We start from the raw sequence: 19,446 nt of genomic DNA on the forward strand, positions 1-19,446 counted from the left end.
TAAATTATATAGTACTTTCATGCCTTTACGAATTAAATGCCTAATCCTATTTGAAGATTACAGGAGAATAAAAATAAGGTTTTGTTTGATTAACAGCAAGGAAAAACAGCAGGTAACAGCAATTTTATTACTGTCATTGCAGTAAGGAAATGGTAAGATAACCGCTCCTTTTATTATCATTTGTTTATGTTCTATCGTCGCTTATTTTCCGGCTGCCGCCTGACGCCCCGGTTCATACAACATTTTGTTCAATTCATTCACCCGGCACTACACCGCTTTCATAACCCCTGTTACCTTGCGTCAACTTTTAAAAACAGGTTTATGAAAAAGTTGAGAAAAACAATTAAATGGACTGTCATCATTATACTTGTACTCATTGGCGGATTGGTTATAACCGTAATGGCAAGACAAGACATTAAATATGAAGCGCCTTATCCCGGTATCACCGCATCAACAGACAGCGCTATTATAGCAAGAGGTAAACATTTGGTTTACAGTTCGGCTCATTGCATTGATTGTCATAGCAGGCAGCATTCAGATTCGCTGATCAGCTTAGGGCTTGAAGTGCCCCTGAGCGGTGGTGTGGTTTTTGAACTCCCCGTAGGAAAGATATATTCCAAAAATATTACCCCCGATAAAACAACCGGCATCGGCAGCTACAGCGATGGAGAAATTGCAAGAGCTTTGCGGTATGGCGTGCATCCCAACGGAACAGCGGTTTTTGATTTCATGCCTTTTCATAATACCAGTGATGAAGATCTTACCGCCATTATTTCTTACCTCCGTGCGCAAAAACCGGTAAACAATAAAGTACCCGGTCATGAATTGAACGCCATAGGCAAGGCAGTGAATGCTTTTCTGATAAAGCCGGTTGGCCCCACAGGTGAAGTGCCTAAATCTGTTGTACCGGACACTACTGCCGTTTATGGTAAATACCTGGCCTTAAGTGTGGCGGAATGCAGCGGGTGCCATACTAAAAGAAATTTAGCAGGCGAATTCATTGGCGAACCTTTTGCAGGTGGAAATGAAATTGAAGGATTTATTACACCCAATCTTACACCCGATTCAAGCGGAAAAATATTTAACTGGAGCAAGGATATGTTTATTGAACGTTTTCGTATGGGTAAGCTCATCCCTAAAAGTCCTATGCCCTGGAACTCCTTTAAGCGCATGACGGATGATGAGCTAACAGCCATCTACCATTATTTAAAAACGTTGAAACCGGTGAATACAGCCGAAGTAAAAAAATAACGACAGCAACAGTAATAATCCGGATCATTGCAGGTAACACCGGATGAACATGCATCATATTAAATAAAACCGATTAAATAGTATAAGGAGGTTATTCTTTTTTGATTATTTACAATAAGTACGACAGTGGTGATTCCTTTTACGGTTTTTATTATATATTTTAGCATGGTTTATTAAGTGATCTGAACGCTGTTAATTGTATTTCTTTTGAGAAAAGCATTGATCCTTTCCGGAATTGTATTCATCATCTTTTCAGCATTTGCTTTTATGCGGAGCACTCCTGCTGAAACAGGTGTTGACAACACGCTACACTATTTCAAATCACATATTCCAACGCTCATTGCTTCTGCAAAAGAATTGAGGAATGCTATAGAAAGCATATCTGTAAATGACACGGTTTCAATACAAAATGCCAGGAACCAGCTCGGGTTATGTAGAGACGCATATAAAAAAATTGAATTTTTTACTGAATATTTTTTCGGGAACCAGGTTGTTAAAATCAATATCCCACCCGTATTTGAGGTGGAGGAGCCCACACTTGAGGTCGGGTGGCCGGTGGGCTTCCAGGTTATTGAAGCACTCTTATTCGATGAGCATATACAAGACCATAAAAAGGAAATGCTTGACAATACAGACGTTATTATCCTAACGGCTGAAGGACTGAAAGGACTTTTATATGAGACCCCGGTTACCGATGAGGGTATATTGGAAAGCTTGCGCCTGGATTTGATCAGGATTTCAACGCTCAACCTTACAGGTTACGACGCGCCGCTTTTAAAATCGGGTATCAGAGAATCAGCAACAGCTTTGCTTTCATTCAAAAAAAACATACAACCCTACCTGCAAGTAAATAAAGCCTTATCAGACAGTATTTCATTTTATATTGAGCGTTCCCTGTATCTCCTGAACGCCGGTGATTCGTTTGATGCTTTTGACAGGATGTATTTTATGACCGAGGCCATGCTTCCCTTACAGAAGAAAACAGCTTTATTAATAAAAGTGCTGCGTAAAGAAGCGCATGAAGCCACGGTTCTAAACCACGAAGCTGAACATTTGTTCGATAAAAGACTATTGAACATTAACGCCTTCGATACCACTAATGCTATTGATATCCGACAGCCGCTTATGGCACTTGGTAAAAGATTATTTTTTGAAACAAAGCTATCTGGTAATAATAAACGAAGTTGTGCATCCTGCCATTTACCGGAAAAATATTTTACAGACGGACTAAAGCAAAGCATCGCTTTTGATGAGCAAAATGTTGTACGCCGGAATGCACCGTCTATATTGTATACCGCCTACCAGTATAATCATTTCTGGGATGGAAGGGCGCCCAGCCTGGTTCACCAGGTATTTGATGTAACTGCTTCAGCCAGCGAAATGAACGCTGATGCTGAACAGATTGTACAAAAGCTGGTGGCAGACAGGAAATACAGGAAGCGCTTTGCAAAAGCTTTTCCTGGCAGGGAGGCCCATGAAAGCATTACTTTTCAGCATATTGCCGAAGCCATTACCGCCTACGAAAAATCATTGCCTGTAATGACATCCGATTTTGATAAATACATGAATGGCGATAAAACAGCTTTATCTGCAGGGCAAATTGCCGGCTTTAATTTGTTTATGGGAAAAGCACAATGCGGTACCTGTCATTTCGCACCACTGTTTAATGGATTGCTTCCTCCGTTATATGATATTTCAGAGGTAGAATCACTGGGAATAACAACCAACGCAGATTTTGATAAACCCGCAGCCGATACGGATAGCGGACGCTATCATATTATACCTTCACCATTTTATATAGGCGCTTTTAAAACACCTACGGTTCGCAATACCGAAAAAACTGCGCCTTACATGCATAACGGCTCTTTGCAAACGCTCACCGAGGTGATGGAATTTTATAACAAAGGAGGAGGAAATGGTATGGGACTAAATCATCCAAACCAAACGCTTTCTGACAAACCATTGGACCTTACCAAAGAAGAAATCGCAGATCTGGTGAGCTTTATCGAGTCGCTTACGGATAAGCCTCTATGGCTAAAGCAGTAAGCGACGAAAACACCATACGATCCCACCAGCAAAACGCAGCATCCCTCAGTTAGCAATTAATAAATTATTGGTTAACAGGAGAAAAAATCAAAAAATATATATAATTTGTACTTTAATAAAGCCTGTAATCCTTGAAAATGCCGCATAGTATTAATCCTTTCTTTCTACTTATGAACAAGGCAACAGGGTTTTCAATAGTTTTCTGCCTGCTTTTTATATTTTCTGATGCGCAGGATCTGCTCCGTGGCCCCTACCTGCAAATGGGTACCAGCACAAGCATGAACGTTCGCTGGAGAACGGATGCAACCGCTATAAGCCGTGTGAGGTACGGAACAGCTTTGGGTGGCTTGACTAACATGGTTGAAGACCTTACGCTAAAAACAGAACATGAGCTGAAAATAACGGGGCTTTCTCCCAATACTAAATATTGGTACAGCATAGAAGGAGCCACGGGTGTTTTGCAGGGTGATGGTGAAAATTACTTTCAAACACTTCCTCCTGTTGGAGAAAAACAATTATACCGCATAGGGGTGTTTGGAGATTGCGGCAGCAATAATGCCAATCAACTCAATGTTCGGAATAGTATAACCGGTTATCTCGGCGCAAATTATATGAACGCCTGGATATTGCTTGGAGATAATGCATATCCCAATGGGACTGATTTACAATACAGCACAGGATTCTTCAACTATTATAAAGATAAATTCCTAAAGCAAAATCCGTTATATCCTGCACCCGGCAATCACGATTATGACTCCCCAACAGGAGCGAGAACCGCACATAATAATCCTTACTATTCCATATTTACTATGCCTGTTGCCGGTGAAGCCGGCGGGTACCCTTCGGGTTCGGAAGCGTATTATTCATTTGATATAGGCAATATTCATTTCATTTCGCTGGATTCCGACGGATTACATGGACCTGTTGGAAACGAGAAGAAAATGTACGAGCTTCCCAATGAACAAGCTTCCTGGCTGATACAGGACCTGGAAGCGAATACCAATAAAGACTGGGTAATTGCGTTCTGGCATCACCCGCCTTTTACAAAAGGGTCGCACGATTCAGATGACCCTGTTAAAGATAATGATCTCATCCAGATCAGAACGAATTTTATAAAAATACTCGAAGACTATGGGGTAGACCTGATATTGTGCGGGCATAGCCATGTATATGAGCGTACCAAGCTGTTGAAGGGATATTATGGTACATCGTCCGATTTTGAGGAATTGGTGCATGCGTTGAATACATCAAGCGGAAAGTACGATGCCACAACCAATTCCTGCCCCTATTATAAAGAGGAAGCAACAGGTAATACCGGCACATTGTACGTGGTAACAGGTTCTGCCGGCCAGCGTGCTAACGCGGGTTCGATAACCAGCTTCCCGCACCAGGCCATGTATTATTCAAACAAAGATGAGCCGGGCGCTTTGATGCTGGAAGTGGAAGGGAACAGGCTCGACGCCAAATGGATAACCGGGGGCGGTGTAATGAAAGACAGGTTTACCATGATGAAAAACGTAAACCAGAAAACCACCTACAATATAGAGGTGGGTACGCCGGTTACATTACAGGCCTCTTATATCGGCTCTTATTTGTGGACGGGTGAAGAAACCACATCCGCTATAACAGTTACACCTACTGTAGAAGGCACTGAAACCTATATTGTTAAAGATGATAGAGATTGTGTTGCAGATACATTCCTGGTGGTGGCTTCAAGAACCCTGCCTTTAACATGGAAGAGCATAAAGGCATGGTACGACAAAGCAGAAGCATCGAATAAACTACAATGGGAAACCATGTATGAAGTAAATGTAGAGTTGTTTGAGATTGAACGGTCAGCAAAAAATGAGGATGACTTTATATATATTGCTTCTGTAAAAGCAGTGGGAACGAATGAAGAACATTCTTACACCTTTACCGATAACCAAATATCGGCTAACATTAATAAATATTATTACCGGATAAAACAGCGGGATAAAGACGGGAAGTATACTTACTCACCCGTTGTATCTGCAGACCGGCGGGTAAATACAAGTTTTGACATACAGGTTATACCTAACCCTGGTAAACCCGGTCAAATACGCATAAAAGTTTCTGCTGACAGGCAGGTAAGAGCTGAGCTTACCATAGTAAATGCAGCAGGCAAAATAGTGATGAGTAAAAAAATATTGCTTACTGAAACAGCACAATCCTTTTTACCGGGTGTACAGAGCGGTGTATATTTTGTTCGTATTCAAACTGAAAAGCAACTCATTACAAAGCGGTTTATAGTTGAGTAAGAAAACGAATTTCTCATACATTCCAGGTATGCTTCACCACATACAGGCACGTATCTCTTTTATGCTTATTTTAACTGCTCAGCATTCCGAATAATCAGGGGCGAAAATTCCATTTACCGCTATTACAGATGAGATGAGCATTTCCGACCCGTCCTGCATCAGCAAGCAAGGTTGCGCTGAGCCGGTTAAAATGGAACTGATCAAGCCTTCGTAACGGGTTAATCCATTGCTGTCGTACAACAATGATATTTTGTCGCCATCAGCATGCAGTTGCTTTAATAACTGAACAAAGGATTGCTTGTCATTAAGTGTTATTCGTGTATCCATAATTGTTACATTTTAACTTAACAAATGGTATTTATCTTTTTTCACATTGCCGCTGCAATCAAAACAAATCATCCGGAATGTTAATGACTGCCCCGTTTAAAGCATCGTTGATAAAAATCTGGCAGGATAGCCTGGCGTTTTTTCCCACCGCTCCTTTCTTTGCTATCGTTGACTGTTCGTTCCGCTCTAAGGTTAACAGACCACCATCCGGTGCCGTTACTTCCACCAGGCAGGTGGCGCATCTGCCCTGTCCGCCGCATTGCCCAAAATCTTCCATGTAAATTTTATCATTCAACAGCGTCATCAGGTTCCGGTATTCATTTTCATAGGTTTGCACTGCGTACTCCTCTCCAAAACTGATAACCGTAAACGAAATCACCTTCCCTTGTCCATTCATTCCCTTATTTTATTTACTACCATTGTCATTCGCTTATTAACCGCACCACATGTCCTAAGCAATAGGCAAAGTTAATAAAAGCATGAACCTACTTTTACTATTTATTTGTTGTGACACATTTTAATAAACCGTATACCCTTACGTGCAAAAAGGGAATAAGCGGTTGGCTTACTCCCTATATTACAGCAAAATTGTTAACACCGGTTGCTATACGCCTTTATTTTTCGGCAATAAAAACAAGGAACCGGTTGAGCTGAAAATAAAAATCATCTACTACATGATAGGGCTGCAATGCAGTTGCAATGGTATCTTCAACCATTTGCCTGCTGTTACTATTCAAAGCTGCGGCAGCCGGACCTGTACCCATAAAACTTTGTATACCATTGGTCAGGCTGGCATATAAAAATGGACAGTCAATCATGGCTTTGTAAGTAAGTTTCAAGCCGTTATCCTTAAATACGCTTTCCATTTTACCGTCTTCGGAAAGTGCAAACGGACCCGGTGTACCCGGCGGCGGAGGAGGTAATAATGTTCCAATGGACTTCAACACCTCGGTGCCATCGCTCAGTTCCGGCTTGGCCCAAATGGCAAGTACCAGCCGCCCGCCCGGCCTTAGCACTCTTTTAGCCTCCAGTAATGCATTTTCGAAACTGCCGGCATACTGAAAAGAATTAAATCCTGTAACCACATCGAAAGTGTTGTCAGCGAATGGCAGAGATTCGAGGTCTTCTTCCATAAAGTTGTTTTTGGGGTTACGCCGCCTGGCTTCCTCCAGCAAACCCGGCGCCGCGTCAATGCCCATTACCTGTGCCCCGGTTTCAATGGCCAGCTTACTGAAGAGTCCTGCGCCACAACCCGCATCCAGCAATAATTGCGATTCTGTTAGCTGCAATTGTTCCAACACATTTTTGTAGATGGGTAAAAACCAGGGCTCGAAATGCTGTGCCCAATACTGTGGCGCTACGCTCCACAATTTCCCCTGAACTGTTTTTGTGCTCATTTGAAATAAAATTTAATTGTTTAGCCCACAAAAATATAGCGCTGATTACGGGAAGATATTTCCTAAAAGTCCGGAGATTTGACTGATTAGTTCAAAATAGTATTTTGTTGTTTTAAGGATGCCGGAGAACGACCAAAACGCCGGCGAAATACCCGGCTGAAATGTGAAAGACTTTCAAATCCGCTTTCAAATGCTGTTTCCGAAACTGTTTTGCCCATGTGGGTGAGGAGGTGCAGGGCATGATCCAATCTTTTTTCCAGCAGCCATTTGCCGGGAGAAATATGGTAAATACGCAGGAAATCTCTTTTAAAGGCCGATAAGCTCCGGGAACTTAAGCGCGCAAATTCCTCCAGCTTAAGATTATAACAAAAATTATCCTCCATTACCCTTTGCAACGACAGGCTTTGCGGCTCCTGCAGCAGGGAACAGAAATAGGATAACAATTCATGATTGGCGGGGCTATCAGCAAGTAAAAGGATAAGCTCCCTGAACTTCAGGTACAGCAACGCCTGATCCGGCTTACGGCCGTCCTCAAAATAAGGCATCATAGACCGGAAGAATGCCTCTACCGCCGCGCTATTATTTATTGCCATTACAGGATCAAACTTTTTACCGGGCCTGTTAATGGGGGTTGATTTGCTTTTCAGCACTTCGCAAATAAACGCATCTGGTAAAAAAAATAAAATGAGACAAAAACGGGGATCAAAAAACTGCTCTGCAATACATGCTCCTTTTCTTACAAATACGCAACTGCCTTTGTATAGATCATAAGAACCATGGGCCGTATGCCAGATCTTTCTCCCTTCTACCACGTAAACGATATAATTATAGTGGCTCCAGAAGTCCTGGTATTTATTTTCAATCGGACAGTTATAAATAGTAAGCAGCGCTTCCCCGCTGCTCAACTGGCGGAAATGACCTGGATTGGTTGATATCTCTGCATAAATATTGTACATACAGGAAAGATTGCCAATAAATTTTGAATACCATCTGCGGGTAACGGGGCGTTTTAGTTTTTCTTACAAGGGTGAGGAGGCTAGATCAAACATAGGACACTGCCGGGTTTAAGGCGGAGGGTATTGCGGAACCTATCAAAAATCATGCCTTGTGAGATGAGCAGCTTGACACTGGCCACCGATTCAATTGTAATTGCTGGTATTCATTTGTTATATTATTCTTATTTGATCATCGCTACGATATGATGTTCCTCCAAGGTTTTTCATTTTCAAAGAATACCTTAACTTTCCCGCTACTTTATTTAAACACTATATTTGAAAATAAAACTACTGGGTTATTATTCTTCCATAAAACACTATTTTTACAGAAAAAAGCTTTCTTTTTTGCAATTGTTGTCAATAAAATGCATTTTATGCAACCCAAGCTTGAGAAGATACCGTCTGCCTATACTTCTTCAATTACGGTAAAAAGAGAGATAACTCCTTACATGGATTATCCATGGCATTATCATCCGGAACATGAAATTATCTTCGTGGAAAGAAGTTATGGTATCCGGTTTATGGGAAACCATATTGGGAATTTTAATGATGGAGATTTAATGTTTATCAGTTCAAATTTGCCTCATGTATGGAAGAATGATAATGATTTTTATCAGGGAAATAAAAGTCTTTTCGTTGATGTATATGTAATTCATTTCCTCGAAAGTGCCCTGAAAGAAGGCTTTTTTGATTTACCGGAATTATCGTCAATTAAACAACTTTTTGTACGTGGTAAACAGGGGGTGTTGATCCGGGGGAAAGATCATAAAAAAATATCCACTTTAGTAAAAGAAGTCGTTAATGCAAAGGGTATTGACAGATTAATCTTATTCCTCAAAGTACTTGATGCGATTGCAAAAACGGAGGAATATCAACTGTTATCCGGCCCGGGGTTAGCCAATACCTTCAGTTCTCTGGATACCGAAAGGTTAAACAAAGTCATGAATTTTATTACAGAAAATTATTCCAGTGAAATTAAAATTGAAGAAATAGCCGCTTTCTCAAATCTTTCCAAATCATCTTTCTGCCGCTATTTTAAAAGCCGGACACATAAAACTTTCTCCCAATTTTTAAATGAGGTCAGAATTTCAAATGCTTGTAAACTCTTAGTCACAAGCGACAAAACCATCAGTCAAATAGCATACAGTACGGGCTACAACAATATTTCACATTTTAACAGGCAATTTAGGCTTATTACCGGACTGACAGCAAAAGCGTATCAAAAGAAGTATTTAAATTTAAAAGAGGCTATTTGATGACTTTAAAGAAGGGGTGTTCGCACCCCTTCTTACGAGATTGCTTATGGCTTTTCAAAAACTGTCAAATTAATACCCCGTATTTTGCGGATAATTTGGACCCAGTAAATTCATTTCTGCCCTGGGTATGGGCCAATTAACCATATGTGGCTGCATAGCTCTCCTTGCATCAGTTCTATAGGGCAATGGCTTCTCCGGTGTATTATCGGCACCTCCTGCTGTTGAATTCTCCGGGCTGAGATCTCCGGGCATGCCGTATCCGGAGTGATCAACAATGTAGTTGTAAAGTAAACCCAAACGCTTCAGCATATATAACCGCTTGCCTTCAAAAGCCAATTCTCTTGCCTGCTCATTTAAAATGGAATCCATAGTAATTGCTGTTGCCCGTGCAGTGCCTGCCCTTACCCGCACGGTATTCAGCTGACCTAAGGCAGTTCCTGCCGTTGCATCGTCTGTTGATGTTCCGATATTGCCCAGCATTAAATTAGCCTCTGCAGCAAACAGCATGGTTTCTGCCAAACGAAAAACGGCAATGTTTTTTGTCTGGTTATCTTCTGTTGGTATTCCATCATCAGGAAAATATTTTTTACACCCGGCATTCATACGTATAAAAAAACCGTTGCGGTTTGCGGCCGACCCATCAAACTCTTTCCATGGTGTAGTTGGCGCAAAATTTAGAACAGCTCCCAATACCTGCCCGGCTGGTAAAGTAGCGGCATCGTTGAATACATAATCCTTTATGTAATAAGAGCCTTTTATCCTGGTATCATTCGGGTCTGCTGTAAGCAGGTTGCGCAAATAGTTATTTAACGTAAGCCATCCAAATCCTCTTCCTCCTTGCTCAATGGAATATTTTGAACCAGGAGTCAATTCGGCATAGTTTGGCATAAGGTTAAAATTTATTTTATGCGCTCTTCCATTCTCGTTTCTTTTCCACTGTAACACCCACAGATTTTCAGTGTTCTTTAAGTCTCCGCGAAAAACCAGGCCGGTTTGAGCAACCAGGCTATGAATTCCGGTTTGTGCGATCACGGCTTCAGCCTGAGCTTTGGCTTCCTGCCAGTTCTGTTGCCATAAGGCCACATCGGCTTTTACGTGCCTTGCTGCTCCTTGTGTTATTCTTCCAAATTCATTGGTTGTCCAGGGAAGATTTTCAATTGAGTAGGTAAGGTCTTCATTTATTTGCTTATATATGTCGGCTACAGGGGTTTTGTCCTGGATTATAGTCAATGCGTTTTCAGGTGTTGTGGGCTCCGTTGTTACATAAATATTATTAAAGAGCCTGTATAAAATAAATATGGAATTAGCCCTGAAAAATTTCGCTTCGCCCACCAGTCTTTTCTTTGTTGATTCATCCATGATGATTGCATCGGCTGCTTTTACCAGTGCATTGGCCCTGTCAATAATCCTGTAATATGTTCGCCAGTAATTGCTATATACTCCTCCGCAATCATTATCAGGCGTGGTGCCACAAAACATTCTTCCATAATTTGCTACTTCTGCATTTCGGTTTATGGTAAGATCATCCTTTGCGTCTATTACAATAGGATTGGAGCCGTTATTGGCGCCGTTTTCCCAAAATTCCCGTTGAAAACTATACAGGGCATTTACTCCGGCCTCAAGTCCTTCAGGCGTATTGTATACAAAGTCTGCCGTAAATTGAGTGGTAGGTTTTTCTTCCAGGTATTTTTTACAGGAAGAAGTTAGAGCAATTGCAAGCAAGGCAATTCCCCATATATTATAAAAGTTATTTCGTTTCATTTTGTTCCATTTTTCATTGATGAATTAAAAACCTACATTCACACCAAAAGTGAAGCCTTTGGTATCGGGAAAATCATTGGGGTTATTTTCGGGACTGTATGATTTATAATCCGTAATTGTAAACAGATTATTACCTGTAATGTACACCCTCAGGCTGCTCATCTTTATCTTATCCAAAGCAGATTGCGGTATATTATATCCCAGCGAAAGTGTTCGTAATCTTGTGTAAGATGCGTCTGCAATGGTAAGCAAGCCGGTATGGGGCGGAGCCTGACCGCTCGCGTAATTGGGGCGGGGATGTGTAGTGGAAGGGTTTTCAGGTGTCCAGTAATCAACTTTTATCCCGTTTCGGTATGATTGCAAAGTACCTCCCTGGTTAAAATCGCCCAGGTAAGGATTTCGCTTTGTTGCGCCCTGTACGATATAAAAATCAGCAAGTAATTCAAAATTTTTATAAGTGAGGACTGTAGACACAGACCCAAACCAGTCGGGGTTTTGGCTGATGATCACATTATCTGCATCTGTAATCCTGCCGTCTCCATCTACGTCTTTTATTCTAATGGAACCTGCTTTTAAAACAGTTAATGGTGTGAATGGCGTAACTGTGCCGCCTAATGTGCCTTGTGCAGAAGCAATGGCTTCGTCATCTGTTTGGAAGATACCGTCAAACAACATGGTACGAATCACATCTATCGGTTGTCCTACAAACCGGTTACGTGCTATATCATCCTTCGGATCCCCGTTGATATCTCCTATACCTGTTTTAAGAACTTTGTTTTTGTTTGAGGTAAATGCAGTAGTAATGCTCCAATCCCAGTTAGTATTGCGAATAATATGGCCTGTAAGCAAAATTTCAACTCCTCTATTCTGGGACTCTCCACCATTGGTAATCATTGAGCCAAAACCCGAAGCACCGCCCAGTGAAATATCTGTAAGCAAATCGGTTGTTTGGGTATTGTAGTATTCGATTGTACCTGTAAGGCGGTTATTAAGCAGTCCGAAATCCAGCCCTGCGTTAAAGGTACTTGATGTTTCCCATGTGAGGGTGGGGTTGGGTAGTACAGTACCCGGTAATGCTCCTGCCACAATAGCTGAACCAAAAACATAGGGTGTGTTACCTACTACGCCCAGCGTGGAATAGGGGTCGAGCGACTGGTTACCCACCGAACCGTAGCTCAGCCTCAATTTTAACTGATTAACGGCTTTGATACTTTGAAGGAATCTTTCCTTATGCATTTGCCATGCAAAAGATGCTGCCGGGAAGAAGCCCCATTTCCTGCTTTCTGCAAATACAGATGCACCATCTTTTCTTGCTGTAAAGCTCAGGAGATATTTGTCCATCAGGTTATACCGGACCCGGCCCAGAAAGGAAGCAAGCCGGTACTGCTCCTCAACCCTGTTTGTTTTAAAAATGAGGGCGTTGGAAATACCGTCATATCCCAGTACATCGCTTCCAAAACCTGTACCGGTTGATGTGGTTTTAGAGGTATTGCGCTGATTTACAGACTGCACCAGCGTTATATCAATTTTATTATTGCTGTTTATTTGTCCGTTGTAGTTGAGAATATTTTCTATAAGGTATTCTTCCCGCAATGTATTGGCAACGGATGCACTGCCATTCAACGGCAAACCAACAGAATGCTGTTTTGTTAGATAAACTCCTTCATCCACATTGCGGCGACTAAGCAATGTATTGAGCTTATACGAAAAATTTTTACTCAGTTCATAGTTGAGCACCAGATTTAAGTTCAGCAGGTTCGTTTTGGTGTCATTGTCTGATTCTCTTATATCCCATAGCGGGTTTAAAGTGCTGCTGCTGGCATTGGCGCCGGCTACCAGCTTTATCAGGGAACCTGTAGAATCATAAGGCCCTGTAAACGGAGAAATTGTAATAAAGTCGAGATTATTGGTTTCCTTTCTTTGTTTATCAGTTGCGAAGCTCAGGTTAGCTTCAATGCTTGCCCTGTCGTTTATTTTCTGATCAAGATTGATGCGGAAAGAGCCTCTTTTGTAATCGGCTGTTGGGATCAGCCCTCTTTGAGTAAAGTAATTTGCACTGGTAAAGAGTTTTGTGCTTTCTGTTCCTCCCATAACACTTACTGTATTGCTGCTGATAAGACCGCTCTGTAATACTTCGTCTTCCCAGTTCACAAATCTGCCCTTTAAGAAGTTACTGCCTTCCAGTCCCTGGAAGTTTATATTATCGGGCTGGTAGGTGCCAAATTGAGTTCTTACGGCTTCTCTTCTTAACTCGGCAAATTCCTCTGCTGTATATAAATCAAAGTTTTTTGTGAGCTTATGGGTAGTAAGATAGGAGTTTACCTTAACGCGCATTTTGCCGGCTTTACCCTTTTGGGTAGTAATAAGTATTACACCATTGGAGGCTCTTGCACCATATATGGCCTGGGCTGAAGCATCCTTTAATATCTCTATCGAAGCAATATCATCAGGATTTACATCATTGATATTTTCTATCGGGAAGCCGTCCAGTACAATTAACGGGTCGTTTAATCCGCGAATAGACTTCTTACCCCTGATCAATATGTTGGAGTTGCCACCCGGTCTTGCAGAAAGCAAAGTTACCTGCACACCTGCTGCCTGTCCCCTTATCATTTCTGCAATATTAGTAGTGGGTATGGCCTTGGCTTTGTCCATGTCCACTTTTGAAACAGCACCGGTAATATCACTCTTTCTCTGGCTGCCATAACCCACCACCACGATCTGTTCTGATGTGCTTATAGAAGCTTTTAATTGAACTGAAATAGTACGGCCTGACGCCTTTACTTCTGTAGTTTCAAAACCAACATAGGAAATTACCAGTATAGCATTAGCGGCTGCCTCAAGGGTAAAGTTTCCGTTCGCATCGGTCTTGGTTCCGTTATTTGTTCCCTTCACTAATACAGTTGCACCTTCCAGCGGCTGACCCTTTTCGTTTGTTACCTTCCCACTTATCTGGATATCCGATGGCGGCGGAGCCGGCAACATCGTTTCAGAAGGGGTGGGGTCTGCAAGGGTTTTTCTTTTTACAACGATCGTGTTTTCAGAGATACCATAGGTAAGGGGTTGATTTTCGAATATTATATTCAAAGCCTGTTCTAAAGGTACTCTTTTCAGACTCAGCGAAACAGTTTTGGCAGATTTGATGGTTCTGTCTGCATAAAAAAACTGATAGCCGGTTTGTTTTTTTATTTCCTCAAATACTTTTTGTAGTGAAATATTTTTGCCGCTGAGTGTTATTCTTTGTGAATAAGCCCTGGCACTTACCTGGAGGCAGGCTGCGATTATAAAAACTGTTGTAAGTTTCATAATCCGGATTACTTTGGTTAATAAACCGCCGGCATCTGCTGCGGATTTACAATAAGCAGTTAAATACATATATTTGTATTGTTTGTCCGCCAGTTATGAATTTTCACACTGGTGGGAATGATGAATAAGCAAGTCGTTGCAGATTGGTTTATATCAGCATTTCAAACAACTGCCGGGGGCTGTCGCACCAGTTCCCGGTTTTTATTTGAAACAGTTTTACCCTTATCCATCCCGTACAAAAAAGCAGTTGGGCATTTCTATCATTTTAAGGTGAAACAATGATTTTTCTTCCTTCAATCCTGAAATGTACTTCGCCTGTCATCTCCAGTTTCTCAAACACTTTTGATACGGTTGCACTACGGGGCAGTTGGCCTGTAAAGTCAAGATTTACGTCACCACGATATTCAATATCAACATTGTACCAGCGGGAAATCTGCCTGAGTATCGATTTTAAATCGACGGATGTATATTGAAAACGCCCGTTTTTCCAGGCTATAACATCTTCTATGTTCACATCACCGGTCACTGAAATTTCTCCTTCCTTGCTTACTGACGATTGCTGGCCAGGTGCCAGCAGGTGAGGAATCTCGTTCTTACCAGAAACCGTTACTTTTCCTTCCAGCAGCGTGGTTTTTACCGATGCCTCGTCATCATAGGCGTTTACGTTAAAATGAGTGCCCAGCACTTCCACTGCTGATGAAGCCGTTAATACCTTAAAGGGTTTTGTTTCGTCCTTCACCACTTCAAAGTAAGCCTCGCCGGTTATTTCCACCTTTCTTTCATTGCCCGCAAAAGCCACGGGGAAATGTATGGAAGACCCGGCATTAAGCCACACTTTAGTGCCATCAGAAAGTGTTACCTGGTATTGACCGCCACGGGGCGTGGCAATGGTATTATAAAGTTCAGCATTGTCTCCTGTTATATCTTTACTGTTAATGCTGTAAGAAAGTAACCCATTAGCCGTTTTATTTACGTCAATGTTTCCCTGTTTTGAAATTATACCATTGGAAATACTGTCGAGAGGAATAGATGAACCATTAGCAAGTATCAATACCGCTTTATTACCACCCGGTGCTATATCATTGTTGGGTGAAGTTGTACTGGTTATTCCGGTTGGGGCAAATCCGGGCTTTCCGGAGTTGAAAAAGAAAAAATAGGATAAACCCAAAATAATGAGCGCTGCTGCTGCGGCAGGTATATACCGGCGCCGTCTGGACTTTGTAACCTGTAACGCCTGCTTTTGCAGGATATCTTCCAAAAGCCTTTTGTGAATACGGTTCTTTATCACTTCCTCATTAAGATTATCTGTTGCAGTAATTTCAACTTCATGATCATTAAAAGAAAGATACCACTCGTCAAGAATTGCTGATTCTTCCCTGCTGATCTCCCCTGCAAGGTATTTCCCGATGAGACGCTGTATATGCTGTGGTATAGGCATAGATATACTAAGGATATACCAGGTAAGTGTACGGGACGTAATATTCCCCCTATTCGTTTTAGAAAAAAACTTATGCCGTGATTAAAATTGTGAAAATTGCAGGTATAGTACTGATGGTGAATGACCTCGCAGCCGCTTTAATAGACTTAATGGCTTTTGTAAGCTGGTTTTCAACAGTTTTAGGAGATATGTTGAGCTTTTGGGCAATCTGCTTTGCCGACATTCCTTCGTTGCGGCTGTAAATAAAGATCAGCCTGCATCTTTCCGGCAGGCTATCCACTTGCCGTTTTACAATTTCCAGGATGCGTTTGTAGTGCAAAGAGGATTCGGGAGAAATACCCGGTTCCGGCGCTACATAAAGGTTGTTATACCTTTTTTCCCTCTCCAACTTACGAAATCGGCCGAGTACCATATACTTCGTTGCAGTGGCAAGATAACTTTCGAGCGTGTCAATCTGAATAATATGCCTGTTGTCCCACAAGGCCGTAAATACGTCATGTACAATATCTTCGGCAGTCTCTATTTCTTTTAACCTGTTATAGGCAATAGCAAACAATTGTTTCCAGTATCTGAGATAGATTTGGGTAAAGGCTGACGAACTATCCTGTTTTAGTAAAGCAAGGAGTTCTTTAGATCCGTATTGTGATAAGTTTTCCAAGTTGAACGACAAGCGATTGGAAAGGTAGGAAAAAAAGTTTATTTCCATAGTAAGATGTTTATAGCCTTTTGTATGGAATTCTTAGGAATTATTTGTTGGCGGCGTTCCCGGATCAAGTTGTTGCAACGAAGGTTTAAATCAGCCCTAAAGAAAAACTGAACGAAAGTTGTTCGTTAACTTCGTGTAACATCCCCGAACATATATCCAGCGATGCGCCTGTTACTCAAATACCCGCCATATTATTACCCGCCCCGATCAACACAACGGAAAGTATCAAAGCGATGATGCCCAGCCAGAGGTAGAACCGTGTTTTTTTGCTGACCGCCTTCCACTCTTTTAATACTATACCCCACAGGTTGCTGAAGATGATGATGGAAGCCATATGAATGCTCCAGCTGGCAAAATCATACTGTCCCATTTTGGTAGCGCCCATCCCATAAAAAAAGAATTGACCATACCACATCAAGCCACTCAGGAAAGCAAGGAAATAATTGCGGGCAAGCGTCTTTGGGGGCTTTATAGTATAATCGCCAAAGGTTTTGTTTTTAACACTGGTGATAAGATTATAGATAAGATTGGAAGTGAAGCCGCCGGCAAGCGCCAGCACGAAAATAGGAATGTTCACAAATACCGAGTCGGTGCCCATTAGTGCCGCCTGCCGGGCTATGGGTGCCCCTGCTGTTATAGCAAAGGCCATACAGGCGCTTAATACGCCGCCCATCAGCGCCATGATAAACCCTTTGAATGCGGAAAACTCTTTTACGGAAGCTTTTTTATCGGCATCGGAAAGCATGCGGTCTTTGAGTATGCCGGCATAGCCGCAACAGGCTACACCGGCTATGCAAATGATAAACCCGGTTAATATCACCGCTCCGGAAGCAGTAGTAAAAAGCAGTGCAATTTTATCCTGCATCACCGCCGGAATGATGGTGCCTACAATAGCGGAAACACCCAGGCAAATGGATTGCCCCAGGGCAAGACCAAGATATCGTAACCCCAGCCCGGCTAACAATCCGCCAAAGCCCCACAGGAAGCCATATATATAGGTCCAGGCTTTAGCGCTGAAAGCACTGGCGGAAAGTATCTCCCATAAGGCCGGAGAGGTAATCAGTCCCCCGATGGTGGGCATGATCATCCATGCCACAAACCCCAGTACGATCCAGTAAGTGCCCCACGACCATTTACGCACGCTATTATAGGGAACATAAAAGCTTGCGGAAGAAAATCCTCCTATCGAATGGTAAATAATGCCGAGTATTTGCTCCATAAATAAATATTACAGCCGGTTATTGCAGGTGGCAGTGGGTGCATTCCAATTGTCGCTGGCTGGTGAGACACCAGCCAGTGTGGGTTTGCCGTGGGCGGTGAAGACACCGCCCACGAGATAACACACGATACGAAAATTTGAAATGCATCCAGTGGCAGTTTGTATTAGAGAACAGATCATCAATTGGAATCTTATATTAGCCCATAGCTGGTTTCCACCTCTAAGGACAGCACCGTTCCCGGCGCTATTATTTGGGGGCACCCTCCTACAGCTTCAATTTCCATAAATCCTGAATTATCATTGTATATGCTGAACTTAACGCCACGGGCATCTGGCTGACATCCGGGATCCGCATCGCGTATATCAATGTAAGCATGAGCCGGATCAATTTTTTTCGCCGTTCGTTTTACGACCAACCCCTGCTGAGCATGATGAAATGCGATCCAGGGAACCGAAGGCGACAACCCTACCTGGAATCTTTTCTTCCCGTCTACCGGCACTTCCATCATTTCATTGCGCAGCAGGCACTCACCTGCAATGGTTTCGCTGTACAGATCCCACAACTCCGCCGGATCACTGCAGGGGAAGGTTACTTTTCCCCTGTGATCCGTATCAAACTGGCATAGCGACCAGGGCGCGATAATGGCTTCGGAAGAATGTAAAATATCTTTTCCTATATAGGTGATAGACTCTTTTACATTGACGATAAGCTTATTTTCATCCCCGGCTACCCGGATATCCCTTCCAAATAATGCAGCCAGCCCTATGCCCTTGTTATTCACGAGGTCGATCTCCGCTTCTGCAAGGGCGCTGCCTTCTCCACTTTGCTTCACCTGGTAGCGGGCAAACCGTATACCCGGAGCCACTCTCCATTTGCCGGTAGGATACTGGTAGCCCATGAGGGTTCCTTCCGGTGCAGGCCATAACACATCCCCTCCGGGATTATGGTAGGTATTTTGGTCGCTATGAAAACGGATGGCATCTAAGTTTACCCGGTTGACCACCTCCCCGTTCCAAACAGTAAAAAGCCGCCCTTCCATATCCGGCGCAACAAGCACACCTGCGGTGTGGTTGCCAATAAAATGGGTTCTTTTGCCGGCTTTATCAAAAGCTGCCAGCAGATCATTGATATGCATTGCTTAGTTATTGTAAGTGGAAAACTTCTGTCAGCATTTCTTCCCTGGCTTTTGTGCTGCTTTCATTTTCACATTCCAGGAACGAGGTCATCAGTAACCACCAGCGCCGGCATACCTGCTGCTCGGCGAGCTTTTCAACAAGCGCTTCATCTTCCACCTCCAGGTAGCCGAAAAGTTGTTGTGATCCCTCCCTGTAAAAAATGGAATAGTTAAACACGCCATGCGCTTTGAGCACTTCTTTTAGTTCCGGCCATATGGGGTTGTGATGACGGATATATTCCTCTATCTTTCCCTTTTTTGCATGAATTACAAAAGCTTTCCTGGTCATG

15 protein-coding genes are annotated in these 19,446 nt (G+C 42.6%); 4 read left to right on the plus strand and 11 right to left on the minus strand.

From position 1 onward, the window contains the following. Nucleotides 1–321: 321 nt before the first annotated feature. The 3 genes from PLE34_RS14770 to PLE34_RS14780 all read left to right on the plus strand — a co-directional run bounded on the left by PLE34_RS14770 (nucleotide 322) and on the right by PLE34_RS14780 (nucleotide 5,576). Nucleotides 322–1,251: a c-type cytochrome gene (locus PLE34_RS14770; RefSeq protein ID WP_324558185.1), complete on the plus strand. Its 930-nt coding sequence runs from the start codon at nucleotides 322–324 to the stop codon at nucleotides 1,249–1,251. 207 nt (nucleotides 1,252–1,458) lie between these two features. Continuing rightward, the gene (locus PLE34_RS14775; RefSeq protein WP_324558186.1) at nucleotides 1,459–3,297 is read left to right on the plus strand and encodes a cytochrome-c peroxidase; all 1,839 of its coding nucleotides are present in this window, start codon (nucleotides 1,459–1,461) and stop codon (nucleotides 3,295–3,297) included. Between the two features lie 170 nt (nucleotides 3,298–3,467). Then, nucleotides 3,468–5,576 carry a metallophosphoesterase gene (locus tag PLE34_RS14780; protein ID WP_324558187.1) on the plus strand — a complete coding sequence of 703 codons (2,109 nt, stop codon included), beginning with the start codon at nucleotides 3,468–3,470 and terminating at the stop codon, nucleotides 5,574–5,576. A gap of 78 nt (nucleotides 5,577–5,654) precedes the next feature. On the opposite strand, the gene PLE34_RS14785 is transcribed toward PLE34_RS14780, so the two are convergent. The 4 genes from PLE34_RS14785 to PLE34_RS14800 all read right to left on the minus strand — a co-directional run bounded on the left by PLE34_RS14785 (nucleotide 5,655) and on the right by PLE34_RS14800 (nucleotide 8,256). Beyond that, on the minus strand, nucleotides 5,655–5,903 hold the full coding sequence (locus tag PLE34_RS14785; protein ID WP_324558188.1) for a hypothetical protein: 249 nt from the start codon (nucleotides 5,901–5,903) through the stop codon (nucleotides 5,655–5,657). 58 nt (nucleotides 5,904–5,961) lie between these two features. Beyond that, entirely contained in the window at nucleotides 5,962–6,300 is a 339-nt protein-coding gene (locus PLE34_RS14790; protein WP_324558190.1) for a 2Fe-2S iron-sulfur cluster-binding protein, read from the minus strand. A gap of 217 nt (nucleotides 6,301–6,517) precedes the next feature. Further along, entirely contained in the window at nucleotides 6,518–7,300 is a 783-nt protein-coding gene (locus PLE34_RS14795) for a class I SAM-dependent methyltransferase (RefSeq protein WP_324558192.1), read from the minus strand. 86 nt (nucleotides 7,301–7,386) lie between these two features. Further along, complete coding sequence (locus tag PLE34_RS14800) at nucleotides 7,387–8,256, minus strand: helix-turn-helix domain-containing protein (RefSeq protein ID WP_324558193.1); 870 nt, start codon at nucleotides 8,254–8,256, stop codon at nucleotides 7,387–7,389. A gap of 242 nt (nucleotides 8,257–8,498) precedes the next feature. Here PLE34_RS14800 and PLE34_RS14805 point away from each other — a divergent pair, with 242 nt between their 5' ends. Further along, entirely contained in the window at nucleotides 8,499–9,551 is a 1,053-nt protein-coding gene (locus tag PLE34_RS14805) for an AraC family transcriptional regulator (RefSeq protein WP_324558194.1), read from the plus strand. Between the two features lie 69 nt (nucleotides 9,552–9,620). Here the strand turns inward: PLE34_RS14805 and PLE34_RS14810 are convergent, their stop codons facing one another. The 7 genes from PLE34_RS14810 to rhaM all read right to left on the minus strand — a co-directional run bounded on the left by PLE34_RS14810 (nucleotide 9,621) and on the right by rhaM (nucleotide 19,445). Further along, entirely contained in the window at nucleotides 9,621–11,312 is a 1,692-nt protein-coding gene (locus PLE34_RS14810) for a RagB/SusD family nutrient uptake outer membrane protein (RefSeq protein WP_324558195.1), read from the minus strand. A gap of 24 nt (nucleotides 11,313–11,336) precedes the next feature. After that, nucleotides 11,337–14,618, minus strand: a complete 3,282-nt coding sequence (locus tag PLE34_RS14815) for a TonB-dependent receptor (RefSeq protein ID WP_324558196.1) — start codon at nucleotides 14,616–14,618, stop codon at nucleotides 11,337–11,339. Between the two features lie 265 nt (nucleotides 14,619–14,883). Beyond that, on the minus strand, nucleotides 14,884–16,056 hold the full coding sequence (locus PLE34_RS14820) for a FecR family protein (protein WP_324558198.1): 1,173 nt from the start codon (nucleotides 16,054–16,056) through the stop codon (nucleotides 14,884–14,886). Between the two features lie 70 nt (nucleotides 16,057–16,126). Then, nucleotides 16,127–16,762: an RNA polymerase sigma-70 factor gene (locus PLE34_RS14825; protein ID WP_324558200.1), complete on the minus strand. Its 636-nt coding sequence runs from the start codon at nucleotides 16,760–16,762 to the stop codon at nucleotides 16,127–16,129. Between the two features lie 175 nt (nucleotides 16,763–16,937). Then, complete coding sequence (locus tag PLE34_RS14830; protein WP_324558201.1) at nucleotides 16,938–17,981, minus strand: L-rhamnose/proton symporter RhaT; 1,044 nt, start codon at nucleotides 17,979–17,981, stop codon at nucleotides 16,938–16,940. Nucleotides 17,982–18,172: 191 nt separating this feature from the next. Beyond that, nucleotides 18,173–19,117 carry a DUF6786 family protein gene (locus PLE34_RS14835; protein WP_324558203.1) on the minus strand — a complete coding sequence of 315 codons (945 nt, stop codon included), beginning with the start codon at nucleotides 19,115–19,117 and terminating at the stop codon, nucleotides 18,173–18,175. A gap of 7 nt (nucleotides 19,118–19,124) precedes the next feature. Next, entirely contained in the window at nucleotides 19,125–19,445 is a 321-nt protein-coding gene (gene rhaM, locus PLE34_RS14840) for an L-rhamnose mutarotase (protein ID WP_324558205.1), read from the minus strand. Nucleotide 19,446: the final 1 nt, after the last annotated feature.

Origin of the sequence: Agriterribacter sp., assembly GCF_035445465.1 — a bacterium.
GTDB lineage: Bacteria > Bacteroidota > Bacteroidia > Chitinophagales > Chitinophagaceae > Agriterribacter.

Coding starts and splice junctions, on each gene's coding strand:
- PLE34_RS14810 (WP_324558195.1), bottom strand. CDS start 11,312: ATGAAACGAAATAACTTTTATAATATATGGGGAATTGCCTTGCTTGCA.
- PLE34_RS14780 (WP_324558187.1), top strand. CDS start 3,468: ATGAACAAGGCAACAGGGTTTTCAATAGTTTTCTGCCTGCTTTTTATA.
- PLE34_RS14795 (WP_324558192.1), bottom strand. CDS start 7,300: ATGAGCACAAAAACAGTTCAGGGGAAATTGTGGAGCGTAGCGCCACAG.
- PLE34_RS14815 (WP_324558196.1), bottom strand. CDS start 14,618: ATGAAACTTACAACAGTTTTTATAATCGCAGCCTGCCTCCAGGTAAGT.
- PLE34_RS14805 (WP_324558194.1), top strand. CDS start 8,499: ATGATGTTCCTCCAAGGTTTTTCATTTTCAAAGAATACCTTAACTTTC.
- PLE34_RS14820 (WP_324558198.1), bottom strand. CDS start 16,056: ATGCCTATACCACAGCATATACAGCGTCTCATCGGGAAATACCTTGCA.
- PLE34_RS14790 (WP_324558190.1), bottom strand. CDS start 6,300: ATGAATGGACAAGGGAAGGTGATTTCGTTTACGGTTATCAGTTTTGGA.
- PLE34_RS14770 (WP_324558185.1), top strand. CDS start 322: ATGAAAAAGTTGAGAAAAACAATTAAATGGACTGTCATCATTATACTT.
- PLE34_RS14830 (WP_324558201.1), bottom strand. CDS start 17,981: ATGGAGCAAATACTCGGCATTATTTACCATTCGATAGGAGGATTTTCT.
- rhaM (WP_324558205.1), bottom strand. CDS start 19,445: ATGACCAGGAAAGCTTTTGTAATTCATGCAAAAAAGGGAAAGATAGAG.
- PLE34_RS14825 (WP_324558200.1), bottom strand. CDS start 16,762: ATGGAAATAAACTTTTTTTCCTACCTTTCCAATCGCTTGTCGTTCAAC.
- PLE34_RS14800 (WP_324558193.1), bottom strand. CDS start 8,256: ATGTACAATATTTATGCAGAGATATCAACCAATCCAGGTCATTTCCGC.
- PLE34_RS14835 (WP_324558203.1), bottom strand. CDS start 19,117: ATGCATATCAATGATCTGCTGGCAGCTTTTGATAAAGCCGGCAAAAGA.
- PLE34_RS14785 (WP_324558188.1), bottom strand. CDS start 5,903: ATGGATACACGAATAACACTTAATGACAAGCAATCCTTTGTTCAGTTA.